Source organism: Streptococcus sp. HSISS3, from assembly GCF_000448605.1.
GTDB lineage: Bacteria > Bacillota > Bacilli > Lactobacillales > Streptococcaceae > Streptococcus > Streptococcus raffinosi.
The window spans coordinates 655043-673921 of record NZ_CM002130.1; the positions used below are offsets into that span (position 1 = coordinate 655043).

12 protein-coding genes and 4 pseudogenes are annotated in these 18879 nt (G+C 37.9%); 14 read left to right on the plus strand and 2 right to left on the minus strand.

From position 1 onward, the window contains the following. The first annotated feature begins 1 nt into the window (after position 1). The 12 genes and pseudogenes from HSISS3_RS03215 to tnpA form a co-directional block, all read left to right on the plus strand. Positions 2-3019 (plus strand): glycoside hydrolase family 2 TIM barrel-domain containing protein, encoded by a 3018-nt coding sequence (locus HSISS3_RS03215; RefSeq protein WP_021151664.1) that lies wholly within the window; start codon positions 2-4, stop codon positions 3017-3019. A gap of 492 nt (positions 3020-3511) precedes the next feature. Further along, positions 3512-4678, plus strand: a complete 1167-nt coding sequence (locus HSISS3_RS03220) for a hypothetical protein (protein ID WP_021151665.1) — start codon at positions 3512-3514, stop codon at positions 4676-4678. Between the two features lie 93 nt (positions 4679-4771). Then, a complete protein-coding gene (locus HSISS3_RS03225) occupies positions 4772-5614 on the plus strand; it encodes an aldo/keto reductase (RefSeq protein WP_021151666.1) in 843 nt (280 codons plus the stop codon). A 134-nt stretch (positions 5615-5748) separates the two neighbouring features. Continuing rightward, entirely contained in the window at positions 5749-5964 is a 216-nt protein-coding gene (locus tag HSISS3_RS03230; protein WP_008535010.1) for a type II toxin-antitoxin system RelB family antitoxin, read from the plus strand. Further along, positions 5954-6208: a type II toxin-antitoxin system RelE family toxin gene (locus HSISS3_RS03235; protein ID WP_021151667.1), complete on the plus strand. Its 255-nt coding sequence runs from the start codon at positions 5954-5956 to the stop codon at positions 6206-6208. Before HSISS3_RS03230 ends, HSISS3_RS03235 begins: the two co-directional genes overlap by 11 nt. A gap of 139 nt (positions 6209-6347) precedes the next feature. Then, positions 6348-7033 (plus strand): annotated as a pseudogene (locus tag HSISS3_RS03240) (YoaK family protein). A 91-nt stretch (positions 7034-7124) separates the two neighbouring features. Beyond that, positions 7125-7756, plus strand: a pseudogene (locus HSISS3_RS03245) (nitroreductase family protein). A 163-nt stretch (positions 7757-7919) separates the two neighbouring features. Next, positions 7920-8603, plus strand: coding sequence for a response regulator transcription factor (locus tag HSISS3_RS03250; RefSeq protein ID WP_021151670.1), 684 nt, complete (start codon positions 7920-7922; stop codon positions 8601-8603). Next, positions 8603-9478, plus strand: a complete 876-nt coding sequence (locus HSISS3_RS03255) for a sensor histidine kinase (protein ID WP_021151671.1) — start codon at positions 8603-8605, stop codon at positions 9476-9478. The genes HSISS3_RS03250 and HSISS3_RS03255 overlap by 1 nt, the downstream gene beginning before the upstream one ends. A 1070-nt stretch (positions 9479-10548) precedes the next feature. Next, a complete protein-coding gene (locus HSISS3_RS03260) occupies positions 10549-13266 on the plus strand; it encodes a Spy0128 family protein (RefSeq protein ID WP_021151672.1) in 2718 nt (905 codons plus the stop codon). Positions 13267-13302: 36 nt separating this feature from the next. After that, positions 13303-14016 (plus strand): Spy0128 family protein, encoded by a 714-nt coding sequence (locus HSISS3_RS12285; protein ID WP_021151673.1) that lies wholly within the window; start codon positions 13303-13305, stop codon positions 14014-14016. A 284-nt stretch (positions 14017-14300) separates the two neighbouring features. Beyond that, positions 14301-14633, plus strand: a pseudogene (gene tnpA, locus HSISS3_RS03265) (IS200/IS605 family transposase); the annotation flags it as partial. 46 nt (positions 14634-14679) lie between these two features. On the opposite strand, the gene HSISS3_RS03270 reads toward tnpA, so the two are convergent. Further along, a complete protein-coding gene (locus HSISS3_RS03270) occupies positions 14680-15435 on the minus strand; it encodes an ABC transporter permease (protein WP_021151674.1) in 756 nt (251 codons plus the stop codon). 4 nt (positions 15436-15439) lie between these two features. Next, complete coding sequence (locus HSISS3_RS03275; RefSeq protein WP_021151675.1) at positions 15440-16360, minus strand: ABC transporter ATP-binding protein; 921 nt, start codon at positions 16358-16360, stop codon at positions 15440-15442. A gap of 249 nt (positions 16361-16609) precedes the next feature. Between HSISS3_RS03275 and HSISS3_RS03280 the strand changes: the two are divergent. Both HSISS3_RS03280 and HSISS3_RS03285 read left to right on the plus strand, forming a co-directional pair. Beyond that, positions 16610-17901, plus strand: a pseudogene (locus tag HSISS3_RS03280) (PTS sugar transporter subunit IIC). Further along, the gene (locus HSISS3_RS03285) at positions 17888-18751 is read left to right on the plus strand and encodes an alpha/beta hydrolase (protein ID WP_021151678.1); all 864 of its coding nucleotides are present in this window, start codon (positions 17888-17890) and stop codon (positions 18749-18751) included. Before HSISS3_RS03280 ends, HSISS3_RS03285 begins: the two are co-directional and overlap by 14 nt. The last annotated feature ends 128 nt before the right edge of the window (positions 18752-18879 follow it).

The window sequence follows — 18879 nt, forward strand, 5'->3', positions numbered from 1 at the left end:
TATGAACACGACTGAAAAAATTCAAACTTACTTAAACGATCCAAAGATTGTTAGCGTTAATACTGTTGACGCTCACTCAGATCATAAGTATTTTGAATCTCTTGCAGAATTTTCTGAAGGAGAGATGAAGTTAAGACAATCTCTTAATGGAAAATGGAAAATTCACTATGCTCAGAATACAAATCAGGTTTTAAAAGACTTTTATAAAACAGAGTTTGATGAAACTGATTTGAATTTCATCAATGTACCAGGTCATTTAGAGCTTCAAGGTTTTGGTTCTCCACAATATGTGAATACCCAATATCCTTGGGATGGTAAAGAATTCCTTCGTCCACCTCAAGTTCCTCAAGAATCAAATGCTGTTGCATCATACGTTAAACATTTTACCTTGAATGATGCATTAAAAGATAAAAAAGTATTTATCTCATTCCAAGGGGTTGCCACTTCCATCTTTGTATGGGTCAATGGTAACTTTGTAGGATACAGTGAAGATTCATTTACACCTAGTGAATTTGAAATTAGTGATTACCTTGTTGAAGGTGATAACAAGTTGGCGGTAGCTGTTTATCGTTACTCTACAGCAAGCTGGTTGGAAGACCAAGACTTCTGGAGACTTTACGGTATTTTCAGAGATGTTTACTTGTATGCTATTCCAAAAGTTCACGTTCAAGATCTCTTTGTTAAGGGAGATTATGATTACCAAACAAAAGCAGGTCAATTGGATATTGATTTGAAGACTGTTGGTGATTATGAAGATAAGAAGATTAAATATGTTCTTTCAGATTATGAAGGCATCGTTACAGAAGGTGATGCATCTGTTAATGGTGACGGTGAACTATCTGTAAGTCTTGAAAATCTGAAAATTAAACCTTGGAGTGCTGAAAGTCCTAAACTTTACAATTTGACCCTTCATGTTTTGGATGATGACCAAGTTGTTGAAGTCGTTCCAGTTAAAGTTGGATTTAGACACTTCGAAATTAAAGATAAACTCCTGCTTTTGAATGGTAAGAGAATTGTCTTTAAAGGGGTTAACAGACACGAATTTAACGCTAGAACAGGACGTTGTATCACTGAAGAAGATATGCTTTGGGATATCAAAGTGATGAAACAACATAACATCAATGCTGTTCGTACGTCTCACTATCCTAACCAAACACGTTGGTATGAATTGTGTGATGAATATGGACTTTATGTTATTGATGAAGCCAACCTTGAAACACACGGTACATGGCAAAAACTTGGTCTAAGCGAACCTTCATGGAATATCCCAGCTAGTGAACCAGAATGGTTGCCTGCTTGTTTGGATCGTGCCAATAACATGTTCCAACGTGATAAGAACCATGCTAGTGTTATCATTTGGTCTTGTGGTAATGAATCATATGCTGGTAAAGATATTGCTGACATGGCTGATTACTTCCGTAGTGTTGACAATACTCGTCCAGTTCACTATGAAGGTGTTACATGGTGTCGTGAATTTGATTACATTACAGACATCGAAAGTCGTATGTATGCGAAACCAGCTGATATCGAAGAATACCTCACTAACAATCCTCAAAAACCTTATATTTCATGTGAATACATGCACACAATGGGTAACTCTGGTGGTGGATTGAAACTCTACACTGACTTAGAGAAATATCCAGAATACCAAGGTGGATTTATTTGGGACTTCATTGACCAAGCTATTTACAAACCACTTCCAAATGGTAGCGAATTCCTATCATATGGTGGTGACTGGCATGATAGACCTTCTGACTACGAATTTTGTGGAAATGGTATTGTCTTCGCAGATCGTACCCTAACTCCAAAACTTCAAACAGTTAAACATCTTTACTCTAATATTAAGATTGCTGTTGATGAAAAATCAGTAACTATCAAGAATGATAATGTCTTTGAAGATCTTTCTGCTTATACTTTCCTAGCTAGAGTTTACGAAGATGGTAGAAAAGTTAGCGAAAGTGAATATCACTTTGATGTTAAACCAGGTGAAGAAGCAACATTCCCAGTAGAATTCGCTGTTGGAACTTCAAATGCTGAACGAATTTATGAAGTTGCTTGTGTTCAGAAGGAAGCAACTGAATGGGCTCCAAAAGGACATGAAATTGTTCGTGGTCAATATGTTGCTGAAAAGATTAGCACTGAAACACCAGTTAAAGCACCTTTGAATGTTGTTGAAGGCGACTTCAACATCGGAATTCAAGGACAAAACTTCTCTATCTTGCTTTCACGTGCACAAAATACGCTAGTATCTGCTAAGTATAACGGTGTTGAATTCATTGAGAAAGGTCCTAAACTTAACTTTACTCGTGCTTACACTGACAACGATCGTGGTGCTGGATATCCATTCGAAATGGCAGGCTGGAAAGTTGCTGGAAACTATAGCAAGGTGACAGATACTCAAATTCAAATCGAAGATGACTCTGTCAAAGTGACTTATGTTCATGAATTGCCAGGCTTGTCAGATGTCGAAGTTAAGGTAACTTACCAAGTTGACTACAAGGGTAGAATCTTTGTTACTGCAAACTACAATGGTAAAGCAGGTTTGCCAAACTTCCCTGAATTTGGTTTAGAATTTGCTATTGGTTCACAATTTACAAACCTTAGCTATTATGGATACGGTGCAGAAGAAAGTTACCTTGATAAACTTCCTGGTGCCTATCTTGGTCGATATGAAACTTCTGTTGAAAAGACATTTGCTCCATATCTAATGCCACAAGAATCTGGTAATCACTATGGTACTCGTGAATTTACAGTATCTGATGATAACCATAATGGTCTTAAATTCACCGCACTTAATAAGGCGTTCGAATTCAGTGCTTTGCGTAACAGTACTGAACAAATTGAAAATGCTCGTCATCAATATGAGTTGCAACAATCTGATGCTACATGGATTAAAGTTCTTGCTGCTCAAATGGGTGTCGGTGGTGACGACTCATGGGGTGCTCCAGTTCATGACGAATTCTTGCTTAGCTCAGCAGATAGCTATCAATTGAGCTTCATGATTGAACCACTCAACTAAAGTATTATTGGACTTTGCCTCCAACGATATATTTTATAAAGGAAACTCGAAAGGGTTTCCTTTTGTCATGGTTTGAAGTAAGAAAAAAAGGAAACAGAACAGTGTTTCCTTTTAAGATATAACTCAGTTTTCAATTCCCTTAAAAATGGGAGTGGTTTAGTAAAATTATGAAAAAGTGAGTTAAAGTTATTGATTAAGAAAAGGGACTAAACCACTCCCAAGACGTTAATGATTTTTTGTAGCTTTAAATGAAACTTGAAGATTATGCCTTGACCTTAATCGTCCAATGGCACTCTATCTAATATAAGTATACAACTTTGAATTTAGATGTCCAAAAAGAAGGCTCTTTGTTTTCTTGGCTGATTTGCGTTCGGCAACTATTTTTGTCAATAAAAATTTAAGAGGTTGTTGATTTCACTTAGAATATAGTAATGTTCTATGAAAACGTGTACAATAGTAGTTAGAGAAATAAACATAGATTGGAGAAGATTGATGACATCATCTTTTGAAGACTTCACAAAAAAAGCAGAAGCATTCTTAGAAGAACATATTACAGAGTATCTCAGTGTGGACATGGCTCTTGAAGATTTTGCAAGACAATACAACCAAGGGCTTTTTGATGAGATCACTTCCCCTGATTCAAAGCAGGAGAGAGCTTGGAAACTCATTGAAGAGGCTTATCATTATTATGAGGACGATCCTTCAAGAAGTCAGGAATTTTTGACAGAAGCTTTAAAACTAGATCCTGAAAATCTTGATGCTAAGCAGATGCTCTTAACTTTTCAAAGTCCACTTGAACATCTAAAAGGCCTAATTGCTTTAGAAAAAGAGCAAAGGTCCAAGTGGGAGCAAGGTCCAAAAATGGGCTGGGCTAATCTTGACGAGCGTCCTTATTTGTCTTTGAAGTATAATCTTGCTAAATTTTATTTAAGCAACAGTATGAATCGGTTTGCTATTAAGGAATTTGAAGAGATTCTAGAGATAGATGTTCAAGATCACATGGGAGTGCGTTACGAATTGATGGCTACCTATTGTAATCTGGAGGAGTTTGATAAGGCTAAAAGCTTTTTCGAATGTGAGCAAATGGAATATCACGAAGAAGATTTGATGATAGTACCTATGATGACGGTCTCTCTAATGACAGGACATATTGAGGATGCGGATTTCTATTTTGAACTACTTTATGCAAAAAATCCAGAGTTCGAAAATTATTTAAAAATGATTGAACAAGGTGATGAAGAGCGTCTAGTTGCCGAAACGCTTAAAGTCAATCCTATCTTATTTGAAGCCAATAGTATGCAAAGTCTTTTGATGGTTTTTAATCAAGTCGTTGATCTGTCCCAGTCAGAATATTATTTTACTTGGTTAATCGAAAAATATCGTGCAAAACGTCCACAAAGACATGTTGCGAAAAAGAAAAATCCAGAATTGCACAAATTAATTAGAGAATTGGAAAAAAATATAGAGCCGAGTAAAGCCCTCCAAGGTCTTTCAATAAGTGTGGAGCGTATACTTCGTCAACATGGCTTAATAGAATTTAAAGATTTTAAAAAGAAAACAGAAGAGGAAGTAGCAGCGATTAGAGGAGTTGGAAAGGTGAGCATGCAAATCCTTAAAGAAAATGGTGTTGTCTTTAAAAAGAAGCGGAAAAAGAAGTAAGGAACTATTCATCAAACAAGCCGTAGCAAATTTTTGCAATTTTATCTTATATCCTTTAAGATAATTCTATTACAACTTGAAAAGGAGAACAGGATGGAAACATATACACTTTCAAATGGCGTTACGATTCCTAAAATTGGTTTTGGGACTTGGCAGATTCCAGAAGGGGAAGAAGCTTATAACAGTGTTAGTTTCGCACTTAAGGCGGGTTACACACATATTGATACAGCACAAATCTACGGTAACGAGGTTTCTGTAGGTAAGGCGATTGCTGATAGTGATTTGGCACGTGAAGATATTTTCCTAACAACCAAACTTTGGAATGATAAGCACGATTATGACTTGGCTAAAGCCTCTATCGACGAGTCACTCGAAAGACTAGGTGTGGATTATTTGGATCTGTTGCTCATCCACTGGCCAAATCCAAAGGCTCTTCGTGAGAATGATGAATGGAAGGCTGGTAATGCAGGGGCATGGAAGGCAATGGAAGAAGCCTATAAAGATGGTAAAGTTCGTGCCATTGGTGTCTCTAACTTTATGCAACATCACCTTGAAGCCCTCCTTGAAACGGCTGAGATTGTTCCACAGGTTAACCAAATTCTCTTGGCTCCAGGTTGTGCCCAAGAAGAGTTGGTTGCCTATTGCCAAGAGCGTGATATTCTTCTTGAAGCTTATAGCCCACTTGGTACTGGTAGTATTTTTGGAAATGATGACGTAGAAGCAGTGGCTGAACGAAACGGAAAATCTGTTGCTCAAGTTGCTCTGCGTTGGAGCCTTCAAAAAGGTTTCTTACCATTACCTAAGTCTGTGACACCCAAAAATATTGAAGGCAACCTAGATATCTTTGACTTTGATTTGTCATCGGAAGACATGGCAGTCTTGAATAAGATTCAAGGCAGCAAGACTCAGGATGACCCCGATTCAGTAGATTTTTAATAGGATTGCAAGCAACTCGTGAGGGTTGCTTTTTTCTTCTGTTTTACGAATAAAAGTGTGAATCTATCATCGAAATTGACAAAATGGAGGAGTGGTAATACAATGGTGTTACAAAAGAGAACGAGGTTAAGGACATGACAACAATTACATTGAAAGTTTCAGAAGCAGATAAGAAGTTCATGCAGGCAATTGCGAAATTTGAAGGGGTATCCTTGTCAGAATTAATTCGTACCAAAACTTTAGAAGCTATTGAGGATGAATACGATGCTAGAGTCGCTGATTTGGCCTTAGCAGAATATGAAGAGTATCTAGAAAACGGTGGGGAGGTGCTCAATTGGGATGACCTATAAGATAGTACCAACCCCTAAATTTGCCAAAAGTTTTAAAAAGTTGGATCCTTTTGTTAGAAAACAAATTAAGGCTTATCTCAATCTCGTGACAGAGAATCCAAGAGCCAAGGGTAAGGCCTTGGTTGCCAATCGCACTGGACAATGGCGCTATCGTATTGGTGCCTATCGTGTTATTGTCAATATTCAGGACAATGAACTAATCATACTTGCCCTCGAAGTCGGTCATAGACGTGATATTTATTAGAATCAAGACTCAGGATGACCCCGATTCAGTAAATTTTTAATAGGATTGCAAGCAACTCGTGAGGGTTGCTTTTTGCTTGTTTCTTTTGATTTGCTATAATGAAACTGTCATTTGTTTATTTATAGATGGGAGTTACGTAATGGAGTCTCGAAATCTTTTGCCTCAGAATACACGTATGATGGCCAATTTGCTCAGTTTTTCAGGAGGAGCTTTGGATGTCTTTTGTCATATGTATTACCATAGTTTGGTTGCCACTCAGACAGGGAATATTCTCCTGTTAGTTGCTGACTGGCGTAGTAGTAGCATGTACCATAATATGTTACGATGCTTTTCCATACTTTTCTTTTCCTTAGGTTTCTTTTTGGCATGTGGTTTAAAGATCATCGTAAGAATGCTTACTGGCGTGTTTATGGTCTACTTCCTCTGTGTGTGATGACTGCCATTTTACCATTCTTAACACCAAATGCTCTATTAGAGCTTCCGATTATTGCTTTTTCTGCAGGTGTCATGATGAAGACTTTTACTGGTAGTCAGATTGAAAATCACCCCTTTGTGATTTTTATGACTTCAGGCAATTATCGAAGGATGCTGACGGCACTTTACTATGTTATTCAGGGGAGCGAGGATCAGAAAGAATATCGTCGCCAGGCGGTCAATTATGGTTTTATCGTAGGTAGTTTTGTGGTTGGTGCAGTTGTATCAGCTCTTCTGATGCATTTTATTCATATTAAGTCCATCTGGCTAATTACGATTAGCTTGATTACGATTATGGTTTACTATTCATCAGAGGTGAAACGTCTGGGACTCAAGGAAACTAATCTTTAGGCATTTTTGTAGTAATTATTTTTGATAACAATTGTCTTGTGTTATAATTTTGATTATATTATTTTCATTTAATCAAAAAAGGAGACATAAGATGCCTGTAGTAAGCAATGATTTTTCAGATATCGTTTATAACCGTCGTTCCATTCGTAACTTTGATCCATCTGTTAAGATTCCGAGAGAAGAACTGTTGGAAATCCTAGACAAGACTGTTACAGCACCATCATCAGTCAACATGCAGCCTTGGCGTTTTGTCGTCGTGGAGAGTGAGGAAGGCAAGGAAAAATTGGAACCCTTTGTCAGCTACAATGGATTACAAAATGAAACGTCATCAGCCATGGTTCTCATTTTTGCAGATTTGAAGAGCCAAGAAAGAGCTGAAGAAATCTATGGAAAGGCCGTTGCGCAAGGAAAAATGCCCGAAGAGGTCAAGGAAAAACAACTATCAAGCATTGTACCAATGTATGAAAATGCTCCTCGTGAAATGATGAATGAAATTGTTCATATTGATGCTAGTTTAGCTGCCATGCAGTTGATGTTGGTCGCTCGTTCTTATGGTTACGATACTAATGCCATTGGTGGCTATAAAAAGAAGGTCTCGCCAAAGCCTTCGGACTGGACGCTGATCGTCATGTACCAATCTTGCTCATTGCCCTTGGTAAGTCCAATGAAGAAGGTTTCGAGTCTGTTCGTTTGAATGCTTCTGATGTGACGACTTTTGCTTAATAAATAATTGACCGTAAGTCTCGAAAGTGGAGGCTTATGGTTTTTATTTTTCCTTTTATGCTATCAATAACTCATAATGCACCTTGTCATTAATTTGGCTTTTTGTTAAGATGAAAGAAAAAGTGAGCGTATACAATTGGTAGTATCATTGGAGGATTAAAACATGGCACGTATTTTACAGATTGAAGACAATGAGGATATCCAGAATATTCTTTTTAACTTGTTTTCTGAAGAACATTATATTATCCAAGCCTACTCTGGGACCGAAGGAGAGCTTTTGTTTCAAAGTCAAGAGATTGATTTGGTTCTCCTAGATATCATGTTACCGGGTAAGGGTGGCGAAGAGGTGCTTAAGTTTATCAGGCAAAGAAGCTCTGTACCTGTCATTATGTTGACAGCCTTGGGTGACAAGCACTTGATTAGCCAGTACTTACTTGATGGTGCAAATGATTATATCGTTAAGCCCTTTGATCTTGAAGAAGTTTATGCGCGTGTCTCGGTTCAACTACGTGAACACAGCAAGGGAAGTGGTAGGCCTGATAACATCTATCAAGTCAAAAATATCACGATAAACCCAGACAGTTTTGAAGTCTCCTGTCAGGGCAAAGTCATTCGTTTGGGTAAGAAAGAGTTTCAAATTTTCCACACACTCCTTCAAAATCCAAAGAAAATTTTTACTAAAGAGGACCTTTATGAGACGGTTTGGGAAGCCCCTTATCTATCATGTGATAATACATTGAATGCACAGTTGAGTAATCTACGTAAGAAACTAGCCCAAGTGGATGCGGGTACGGAGTATATCGAAACGATTTGGGGCTTAGGTGTGCGACTTAAAGGAGATGACTGATGGATGGACTACTTATTGTATTGACTGTACTCCTGCTGGGAGTGACTATCTATCTAGTCCGTTACTATTTGGCTGTAAAATCTCTCTCAAAGCAGATTGAAGAAAAGCTAGTTGAAGAAAGCCATAGACGGATTACTCTGAAAAACCAACCAAAATCTTTAGTTACCCTAACGAATCAGGTTGAGTCTCTCTTTACCCAAATTGAAAAGACTAAGCTTGTCGCTCTCCAAGAAAAGAAAACCATGGACATGGCTATCAGTAATATTGCCCATGATATACGAACACCACTGACAGTAGCGAGCGGCTATGCTCAGCAAAGTCTTCGAAGTAGTAGTGAAAATGACATGGCTATGGAGAAGATTTCTAAAAATCTACTGACTGTTTCAAAGCGTTTGGAAGCCTTGTTGGAATATCGACGATTAACAGAGGGGGCCATCCAACCACAATTTCAAGATGTGGACTTTTCTCAACTTGTGGTTAAGTCTATCCTGCCTTACTATGACATGTTTCAAGAGACAGGGATTACACTAGATATTCAAGTAACACCTGATATCCAATGCGAAATGGATCCAGATATTTTTGAACGTCTATTTCAGAATATTATCAGTAACGTTCTAAAACATGGTAAGACTCAAGCTCAACTGACACTAGAGAAAGTGGATGATGGCATTTATTTGTCAGTTAGTAATATGGTTCAACAGCCGATACAGCATCTGGACCAACTAACGACCCGCTTTTACTCTGAAAACCTGTCAGACACCGAGGATTCCTCTGGACTTGGGCTTTATATCACCGAACACTTAGTCCAAGTCTTAGAGGGTGAGCTACATCTGGACTATGAGAATGAATGGTTTTATTTAACAGTGAGATTATGAATTTTGAAGTTATATATTTGAAAAGAAAAAATAACATTGACTAGAGTATCACTATAGTTTAATTTAATGATCAATATGTGAGATGTTGGTAGTCAGAATCTATAAAAGGTGTTTGAAATGTACATGTAGTAACTAAAAAAACTAGGGGGAAACCCTAGTTAGCAGTAGACGTTCATACAGGAGTATTATGTAAATAAAAGAATGTTAGAGTGAAGTCTCTATGACAGAAGTTAATTAGAGACGAAGGGAAGATTAATTCATAGTTTGATGTATGTGTCTACTACTGAGATTATAACAGTGTGATTAGAATTTTGCAACAAGTTTTGTTAAAAGTCAAATTCTCAACTGAGGTAAGATAACATTTCAGATTAAGCCAAAATATTTTTCTGAGACAAGTAAAATTGTAATTAGGGATGCCTCAAAGCTGTTCGTATTTAGTAATCTAACAACATTTAAGATTCCGATGATGAATTGATAATTAAATTTAAGTGGCTAAATAATTACTATGCATAGGAGAAAATAATAGAATTAGATTGTATGACGATTGTCATTTAGATTATATTGTGCTATATTACTTCTTAGATAGTTTATCTATGTATCATCTCCCAAGGTAGATGGGTAAACTGTGGAATATTAATGCAGAAAAACGCAGGAGCTACTCTTGCGTTTTTTCTTATGTCAAAATTCGTATATTTTCATGGGGTTAGTTTGGGGAAAGAAAAAAGTTGAACTCTATTAAAATTTAGAGAAGAGTATTGCTAGCTTTACTCTTCATACTAGTTTGCTATAAAAAATGATTAGCTTTCAGAGTAAAATTTAGATTATAAAACCTTAGCATTCTTATTTCCACCCTCGCATTTCTAATATATTTGTTTAAAATTATATTATAAGAAAAGATAATGTTAATAATATCCATATATATGGCTTTAGAATTAATGCTTTATTATAATATATTTTACATAAAGAAAATAAGTGTAAAAACAATAAATAATTCAGAATATTCTATTGACAGAAAAGTTAAAAGTGCTAGAATTTAGGTGTTAAGAATATATTAAAAGGAAATTTGTATTATGGGAAAAAAAGAATCACAACGTTTCTCAATCAGGAAGTTTAACTTTGGGGTTGCTTCTGTGCTTCTGGGAACAGCCATTTTTGTGATGGGAGCAACCAGTGTTCAGGCAGATGAAGTAAGCGCTACCACTGAGGTTCAATCTTCTTTTACGGCGAAATTAAATGAAAACCAAGTAAACAGTGTTCAAGAAAGTAACGTTGAACAGAATAACATCTCAAAAGTAGAGTCTAATGAAGGTCAACAAAATAACGCAACAGTAGCACCTACTAATAGTAATGCTAAAGTAGAAGTAAATGACATTCAACAAAATACTCCGGTGGCCAAAAATGAAGAAGGTGTTCAAATAAAGGAGTTGAATTCAGTAACTTCGGAACCGGTGACAACAAATTCTTCGCAAGTGATTGAAGAAGAGAAAGTTGATAACCACCCTTCAAATGAACGACGCAGAGCTAAAAGGGAAGCTACCTCATCAACTGAAGAAAGTAAAACAACCTTTTCCAAAACAGGTGACACAATTACTGTGAAAAATCCTAATGTTGAAGTCAATTTTCCAAATGGGAACAGTTTATATGCTCCTGCGGAAACAGTCATTCATATGGAATTACCTGATGAATTAGAGATAAAACAAAATGATAAAATCGTTGTCGATATTCCCGATGCAATTAGAATTCCTACAAGTTTGCATTATGATGTAACTGGTCCTAGTGGTGAAATAATAGGTAATGCTTTTCTAGATTCAATTAGTAATAAAGTGATAACTACTTTTACAGATTACTATGAGAAAAACAAAATTGCAAAACAATTTACCTTAACCTTTAGTACCGGTTGGAAATCATATGTTAGACCAAATGTTCCAACAGAACTCAATTTTAGTGGACGAAAAATTACAGTAACAGTAGGTCCGGAGAGTGCTCCTGTACCGGTAGAAAAAACAAAGGTAACAAAATATGGTGAAGCGGTAACTGGTCATCCTGAACTAATCAGATGGACTATCCGTCTAAACTCAGGTAGTTTGGTAGCTCCTCAAGTTTTGACAAATTACCAACTAATTGATACGCTTCCAGATGACCAAGTCCTAGTACAAGATGGGGATCCTGTTTTGGATGAATTTGATACTAAAACGAAAGAAACGTGGCGTTTAGGACATGCGACATCTATTCCTTCAGATAATGTAGATTTATGGAACGGTAAAGCTCTTAGAGCTGAAAGAGTTCAGTCAATTTCTCCATGGGTTTCCAAAGGTAATGCGATTCAATTATTGGAAAATATCAAAGAAAGCCCAACTGGTTTTTCTTTCAAGATAGCGCAATTGAATGAGCTTGTTTATGTTCGCTATATGACGCGATTAAAAAATGTACCTGATACCAATGAGGAGTTACAAGAAAAACACGGTAATAATATCAAAATCACTTACAACTCTGGTGAAGAACAAAGTTACCAAGCAACTTTTGCATTTAAAGCAGGTGGTTCAGGTTCAGCTTCAAAGGCAAAACAACCAGCAAGGGTTGATTTAGCGTTTACAAAACGTCTTGAAGGAAGAAAGTTAACGGCTGGTGAGTTCACCTTTAATCTAGTTGACCAAAGTGGTAATGTGGTTGATACACAAAAGAATGATAGTTTTGGACATATTACCTTCATTCCACAGTTATTTAACCATGCTGGTGTTTATCACTATACGGTTGAAGAAGTGCCAGGTACGGAAGCAGGAATTAACTACGATGCAATGAAAGCAGAAGTGAGTATCACAGTAGATGAAGATGGTAATTCGTATATAGCACACACAGTTATGCCAACGGATACTGAATTCAATAACACTTATACTCCTTCCCCAGTAAAAGTAGGTCTAGAATTTAACAAAGTCTTTTCTAATGGTAGTCTAAATGCGGGTGATTTCAGCTTTATACTGACTGGTGATAACAATGTTAATGAAACTGTTACTAACAAAGCTGATGGGAAAATTACTTTCAGTGACTTATCATTTGATCATGTTGGTGTTTTCAACTACACAGTAAAAGAGGTGAAGGGTGATAAACCAGATGTAGACTACGATGATATGACGATTGCAGTGAAAGTAACTGTATCGAAAGATGAGGAAACAGGTCTGTTAACAGCAAAAACAGAAATGACATCAACAGGTGGCGAAGCAACTGGTACAGATGACAAGACCTTTAACAACTATGCGGTAGCGCCAGTGACAGCGCAATTTGACTTTAGTAAAGTTCTTTCCGGACGCACTCTAAAAGATGGCGAGTTCAGTTTTGTCTTGAAAGATGCGACTGGTAAAGTACTTCAAACGAAGACCAATGATGCTTCAGGAAAAGTAGCCTTCGATGCACTCACTTATAAGAATAATGAAGTTGGCGTGCATAAGTACACTGTAGAAGAAGTCGCAGGTTCAGAAGCCGGAATGAGTTATGACCCAATGAAGGCAGAGGTAACAGTTACTGTCACGAAAGATGGTCATACCCTTACAGCGACCAAAGCTCTTCCAACAGATACCGAGTTCAATAATGCTTTCACACCGGCGGCAACCAGTGCCCAATTCAAGTTCACGAAGAAACTTGAAGGCAAAGCCCTAGAGGCAGATGCTTTCAGCTTCGAGTTGCTTGAAAACGGTCAAGTTCTCCAAACGAAGAAGAATGGGGCAGACGGCACGATCCAATTTGACGCTATTTCATATGATAAAGAAGGTACACATACCTACACTGTTCGTTAAGTAGCCGGCACAGATACAGATATTGACTACGATACTATGAACGCCGAAGTGACAGTTAAGGTCACAAAAGACGCCACAACTGGTATCTTGACAGCCAATGTTGTAATGCCAGCGGATAGCGAGTTTAACAACTATGCGGTAGCGCCAGTGACAGTACAGTTCAACTTCACTAAGAAATTAGAGGGTCGTGAGTTGAAAGCTGGAGAATTTAGCTTTGTTTTGAAGGATGAAAAAGGAAATGTAATCGAAACAGTAGCGAATGATGCATCTGGTAAGATTAAATTTTCAGCACTTACATTTAAAAATGGTGAAGAAGGGACTTACATCTATCATGTAGAAGAAGTAAAAGGTACCGAAGCTGGTATCGAGTATGACCACATGATTGCTACTGTTGGAATCAAAGTGAAGAAAGATGGAAGAGTGTTAATCGCTACTACTGAATTACCAGCAGATACAGAATTTAACAATAAAGTAACCCCACCAACTCCACCAACACCTGTTGTTCCGCCAGTAACCCCACCAACTCCACCAACACCAATAGTTCCACCGGTAACACCTCCTATCCCACCGACTCCAGAAGTTCAAACAGTGAAATCAGTCACTTCGCTTACTCCAGTAGTTTATGAGGATGTAAAAGAACAAGAACTTCCTAAAACTGGTGACAATAAGTCTGAAGTCGCAATAGAGGTTGGAGGCCTTCTCACATTAGTTGGATTGGTCTTATCAAGAAAACGGAAGAACAATTCATAAAATAGAGGATTGGTGAATAATTCAATATGTTTATGCTAAGTTGATTTCAAACTTTAATTATTTATTAACTTATCCATAAATAGGTAGTAAAAACGCAAGATTAGTTTTGTATCAGAATAAAGACAAACATCAAAAGCGATGTTTGTCTTTTTGTTTCTCGAGAACCACTAGCTGTGCTAGTGGTTCTGAAAGGCTTTTAGCGATGTATCAAAAAAGTCCCCCTAAAGTGTTATATTAGATAAGGTTTCCCGACCACTAACTAATATACTAAAGGAGGACCCCTGATGAGACAGGATAATAATAGTTTAGCACATACTACATGGAATTGTAAGTATCATATTGTTTTCGCCCCAAAATATAGACGTCAGATAATCTATGGGAAATACAAAGCAAGTATTGGTCAAATCTTACGATTATTATGTGAAAGAAAAGGTGTTGAAATTCATGAAGCAGAAGCTTGCCCAGATCATATTCACATGTTAGTGAGTATACCACCGAAACTAAGTATTTCTTCATTTATGGGATATTTAAAGGGCAAAAGTAGCTTAATGATATTTGATCGACACGCAAATTTAAAGTATAAATATGGGAATCGCAAATTTTGGTGTCGAGGCTTTTAACCGATTTTTCAGTTCCTCGTCACATGGATAGTTTTGAATGTTTTCACAAATCTTGTTTTTCAAAAGTAATCAAGCCTAAAGCTGTGAATGCTAAGATAAATCCTACTGCCACGATCGCAGTATTTTGAATGATAGTTTTATCTGCGGTCAGGGCGTAATTAAAGTTGAGTGACAAGTATTTCAAAATTTCTACTTTAGGGAAGATTGCTGCTGGTACGGTTAAAGCTACTAAACCAAGGGTGTAGGTCACAAAGGTTGTCACGATGGAATGTGTGAGGTAGAGGGCAACCGTGGTCAGACTTACCCAAGCCAAATTACACAAGAATTGGAGAAGGAAAGTTAAGGCAAAGTTTCTAACAAAGTGATCAGGTACAGTTCCGAGACCATGGCAAAGTGTACCAAGGACGAAGGCAAGACCGTAAGACAAGAGGAGTTGTCCTAAAGTAATCGCTACAATGACGGTTGCCTTGGCGAAGAAGAACCCGCTCCGTGAAATACCAGAGGTGAGATTATTCTTATATAACTTTTGCGCAAGGTCAACGCCCAAAATAATAGAGACAACAATCAAAGTGAAAAGGACTGTCATAGAGATACTACTAGAATAATTAATCAGTGATCCGACACCAGTCCATGAAGAGGCGCTTTTAACGGCTTGTTTTGCCCCAGTTTCTACGCCTACATGCCCTGTACCTCCCAATAGGACACCAGAAATAATGTTTAGGGCTAGGATAATTTCAGAAATCCAAAATCCTTTAGAACGGAAGAGTCGATAGAAATCGGCGTGAATAGTGTGTAACATGGCTCTACCTCCTTTCTGAATCAACCAGTTGTGTGAAGTAGTTTTCTAAGTCTTGACGTTTGTAGTAAATTTCATCGATGTCAACTTCTTGTTTAACCAGCTCTTTAACAATTGCTTTAATCACATGGGATTTATCGAAAATATGAATTTCATTGTCGCTGTTAACAACCTTGAAGTGTTGATGGAGTTGGTCTTGGAGAATGCGACTAGCTAGGGCTAATTGGTTGGTCTTGAGAACGATATAGTCTTCGCTGAGATGTTCGAATTCGTCCTTAGTAATTTCACGGATGATGTGACCGTGATCAATAATGCCAAAGCGGGTTGAAACCTGATAGAGTTCAGACAAGATGTGGCTAGAGATGAGAACTGTCATACCTTGCTCTTCACTCAATTTTTTAATCATTTGGCGGAATTCTTTGATAGCTACCGGGTCGAGACCATTAATCGGTTCATCTAAAATGAGTAGGTCTGGTTTTGCAATCAGTGCAATAGCGATACCTAGGCGTTGCTTCATACCCAATGAGAAACTACGAAATTTTTTCTTGCCAGTGTGTCCAAGTCCAACTGTATCAAGGATTTCATCAATGACCTTGTCAGGATTTGGAACGTGATGAATCTTGCAGTAGTAACGTAGGTTTTGACGTGCGTTGAGATGATTAAGGGCGACGGGTGTTTCAATCACAGAACCGACACGTTTCAGTGCGTGGGTCCACTCTGATTTGGAAGTAGAGTGAAAGAGGGAAACACTACCTTGACTTGGACGGATGAGTTTGGTGATGACCTTAATCAGTGTCGTCTTACCTGCCCCATTTCTTCCGATAAGGCCATAGACCTCACCCTTTTCTAAGGTCAGGTTTACATTGTCTAGAGCTAGATGTTGGCCGTAACGTTTAGTCAGATGTCTGACCTCAAGTACCTTTTTCATGATAAGCCTCCTTTCGCTTATTTGATACCGCTTTCTTTTCATTTTTATTGTAGTATAAAGTCATTAAATGAACATCAAGAAATTCTCAAATATTTCTTAAATTTTTCAAGAAATCATGAAAATGGTGGTGACTACATTCTGAGAGTGTGTGCTTTAACCCACGGTTAAGGTAAGTCCCTTTCCTTTGTGCTATAATGATAGTGAATGTTTAATACAGGGCCGAGTATGGCCATTTTCTAGGAGTCTTTTATGACAAACTATTTGATCCGAAGTTTTCTCTGGTTTCGTGAGCGTGGTTTTGTTCAAATTACGCAGAAAACTTTGGTTTCGCTTTTTCCCTTTTTCCTATTTTCGGGGATTATTCGGGTGATTTCACTATCTGTTTTTTCGGAGATGGGTTATATTAACCAACTTTTTTCAGTTTCTGATTGGCTGCCGGCCTTTAAAACTTCAGGTCAGGTGCTTATTAATCTTTCTAGTTTTCTAGGTGGATTAGCAGGTCCCTTATCGACTTATTTCGCTGGAAAATACACAGCTGGCCACTATGGTAGAAGTACTGGTACGGCTGGTGTGACTTCCCTTTTGGTCAGTTTGATTATAGGATCGCAAGAGTTACTAATGTCTCCACTTAACGATGGCGATTTGACGCGTATCAATTTACCGGCTTCGATTAATATTATGCTGGCTATATTCGTGGGCTATCTGGTTGGTCAGATCTTCCGATTTTCAAGAGCCAGTGATGACCAAATTGTAGATAAGGACTATATTTATCAGCCTAAGACGGTTCGTCCTATTTTTTGTCTTTAATTTTGGCAATTGGGCTTAATATTCTATTTGTTATTGGTGAACGGGAAAATATCTTTCAGTCTATTAGACAGTTTACATCGACCATTACCGTCACTGGTAATCATCTTTTCTCAACCTTTATGATGGGCCTTTTGAGTACTTTTTCTGCTTGGATTGGGAATAGTCAAGCCTTCGCTCTCAATTCTATAGCTGAAGATAGCTTTGCTTTGGAGAATCTGACTTATGCGGTTTCCCATCATACGACGACAGGGCTTCCCCATCTTTTTACTCTGACAAATCTTTATCACAGTTATGGTTTGGTTGCTGGCGTTGGATCAGTCTTGGCTCTCTTGGTAGCCCTTCTTTTAACCTCAACCAGTTATAAGGATAAGAAAGTCAGTCTTCTCAGCGTTTTCCCTAGTCTCTTTAATAATGGTGCTCCCTTGATGGTGGGTGTACCAGTTTTGCTTAATCTGGTCTATCTTGTTCCCTTTCTGTTAGCACCAATGGTCAACATGGGAATAGCAGCAATTGCTTTGGTGCTTCGTCTTATGCCGGCGGCAGTTTATCCTGTACCAGATGGTACCCCTAGCCTGCTCTATGCTTTCATTGGTACTGGTGGTAGCCTTCGTGCCTTGGCTGTTAGTCTGTTTTGTTTTGCAGTTGATGTCGCTATCTTTATTCCTTTCGTAAGACTTTCTAATAAGGTACAACACGGTTTAAAAGAGGAAGGAGAAACTAATGAAGCTCAATAAAAAAATGAAGTTGGTCTTTTTTTTGGTTGCTGTCTTTCTCATCGGCTTAGCGGTGCCTTCTTATAGCTGGACCAAAAAAAATGTCAAGGAAATTGAGACTTTCTACAACTCGAAATTGTCTCCTATTATCATGATTCCGGGGAGTTCCGCTACGGAAAATCGTTTTGATGGTCTGGTACGTAAGCTAAATCAAGACCGTCGTGGGACTAAGCATAGCCTCCTCAAGGTCAAGGTTTGGAATAATGGGCGTATTACCTTTGAAGGAAAAATCAAGAAAAATGACAATGAACCTATTATTGTTGTCGGCTTTGAAAATAACAACGACGGCTACAGCAATATCAAAAAACAAGCCAAAATGATGAATCAGGCCTTTGAAGCCCTGCAAAATAAATATAATTTTAATAATTTCAAAGGCCTAGCACATTCAAATGGTGGTTTGATTTATACGGCCTTTATTGAAAATTATCTGGATGACTATGACGTCAAGATTAATTCGCTGATGACCATCGGGACACCTTATAATTTCACTGAAACTAATATCAAAAATAAATCGGTCATGCTGGCGGATTTCATAGCGGCCAAGAAAAATATCCCATCAACCTTACATGTCTATTCGGTGGCAGGGACTATCACCTATGACTCGGACGAGTTGGTTCCTGATGCCAGTGTTTCAGCTGGGAAGTACATCTATCAGAATCAAGCAAAAAGCTATACTGAAATCACTGTTACGGGCGAAGATGCTCAGCACTCGGACTTACCAACCAATGATGAAGTTGTAGAACTTGTCAAACAACATATCGAAGGGCAAGGTGTCCGTAAGAAGCAAAAGACTAAGCTAGAGCCACAGTAAGCTAGTATAGGATGGATTGGTCCATTTTTATAAGTCACAATCAGATAGAGTCTATGATGGCTCTATCTTTTTTAGTCCTAAGATTGATTCAATAAGTTGTTGTAACTTATTGATTTACAACTTTCTTT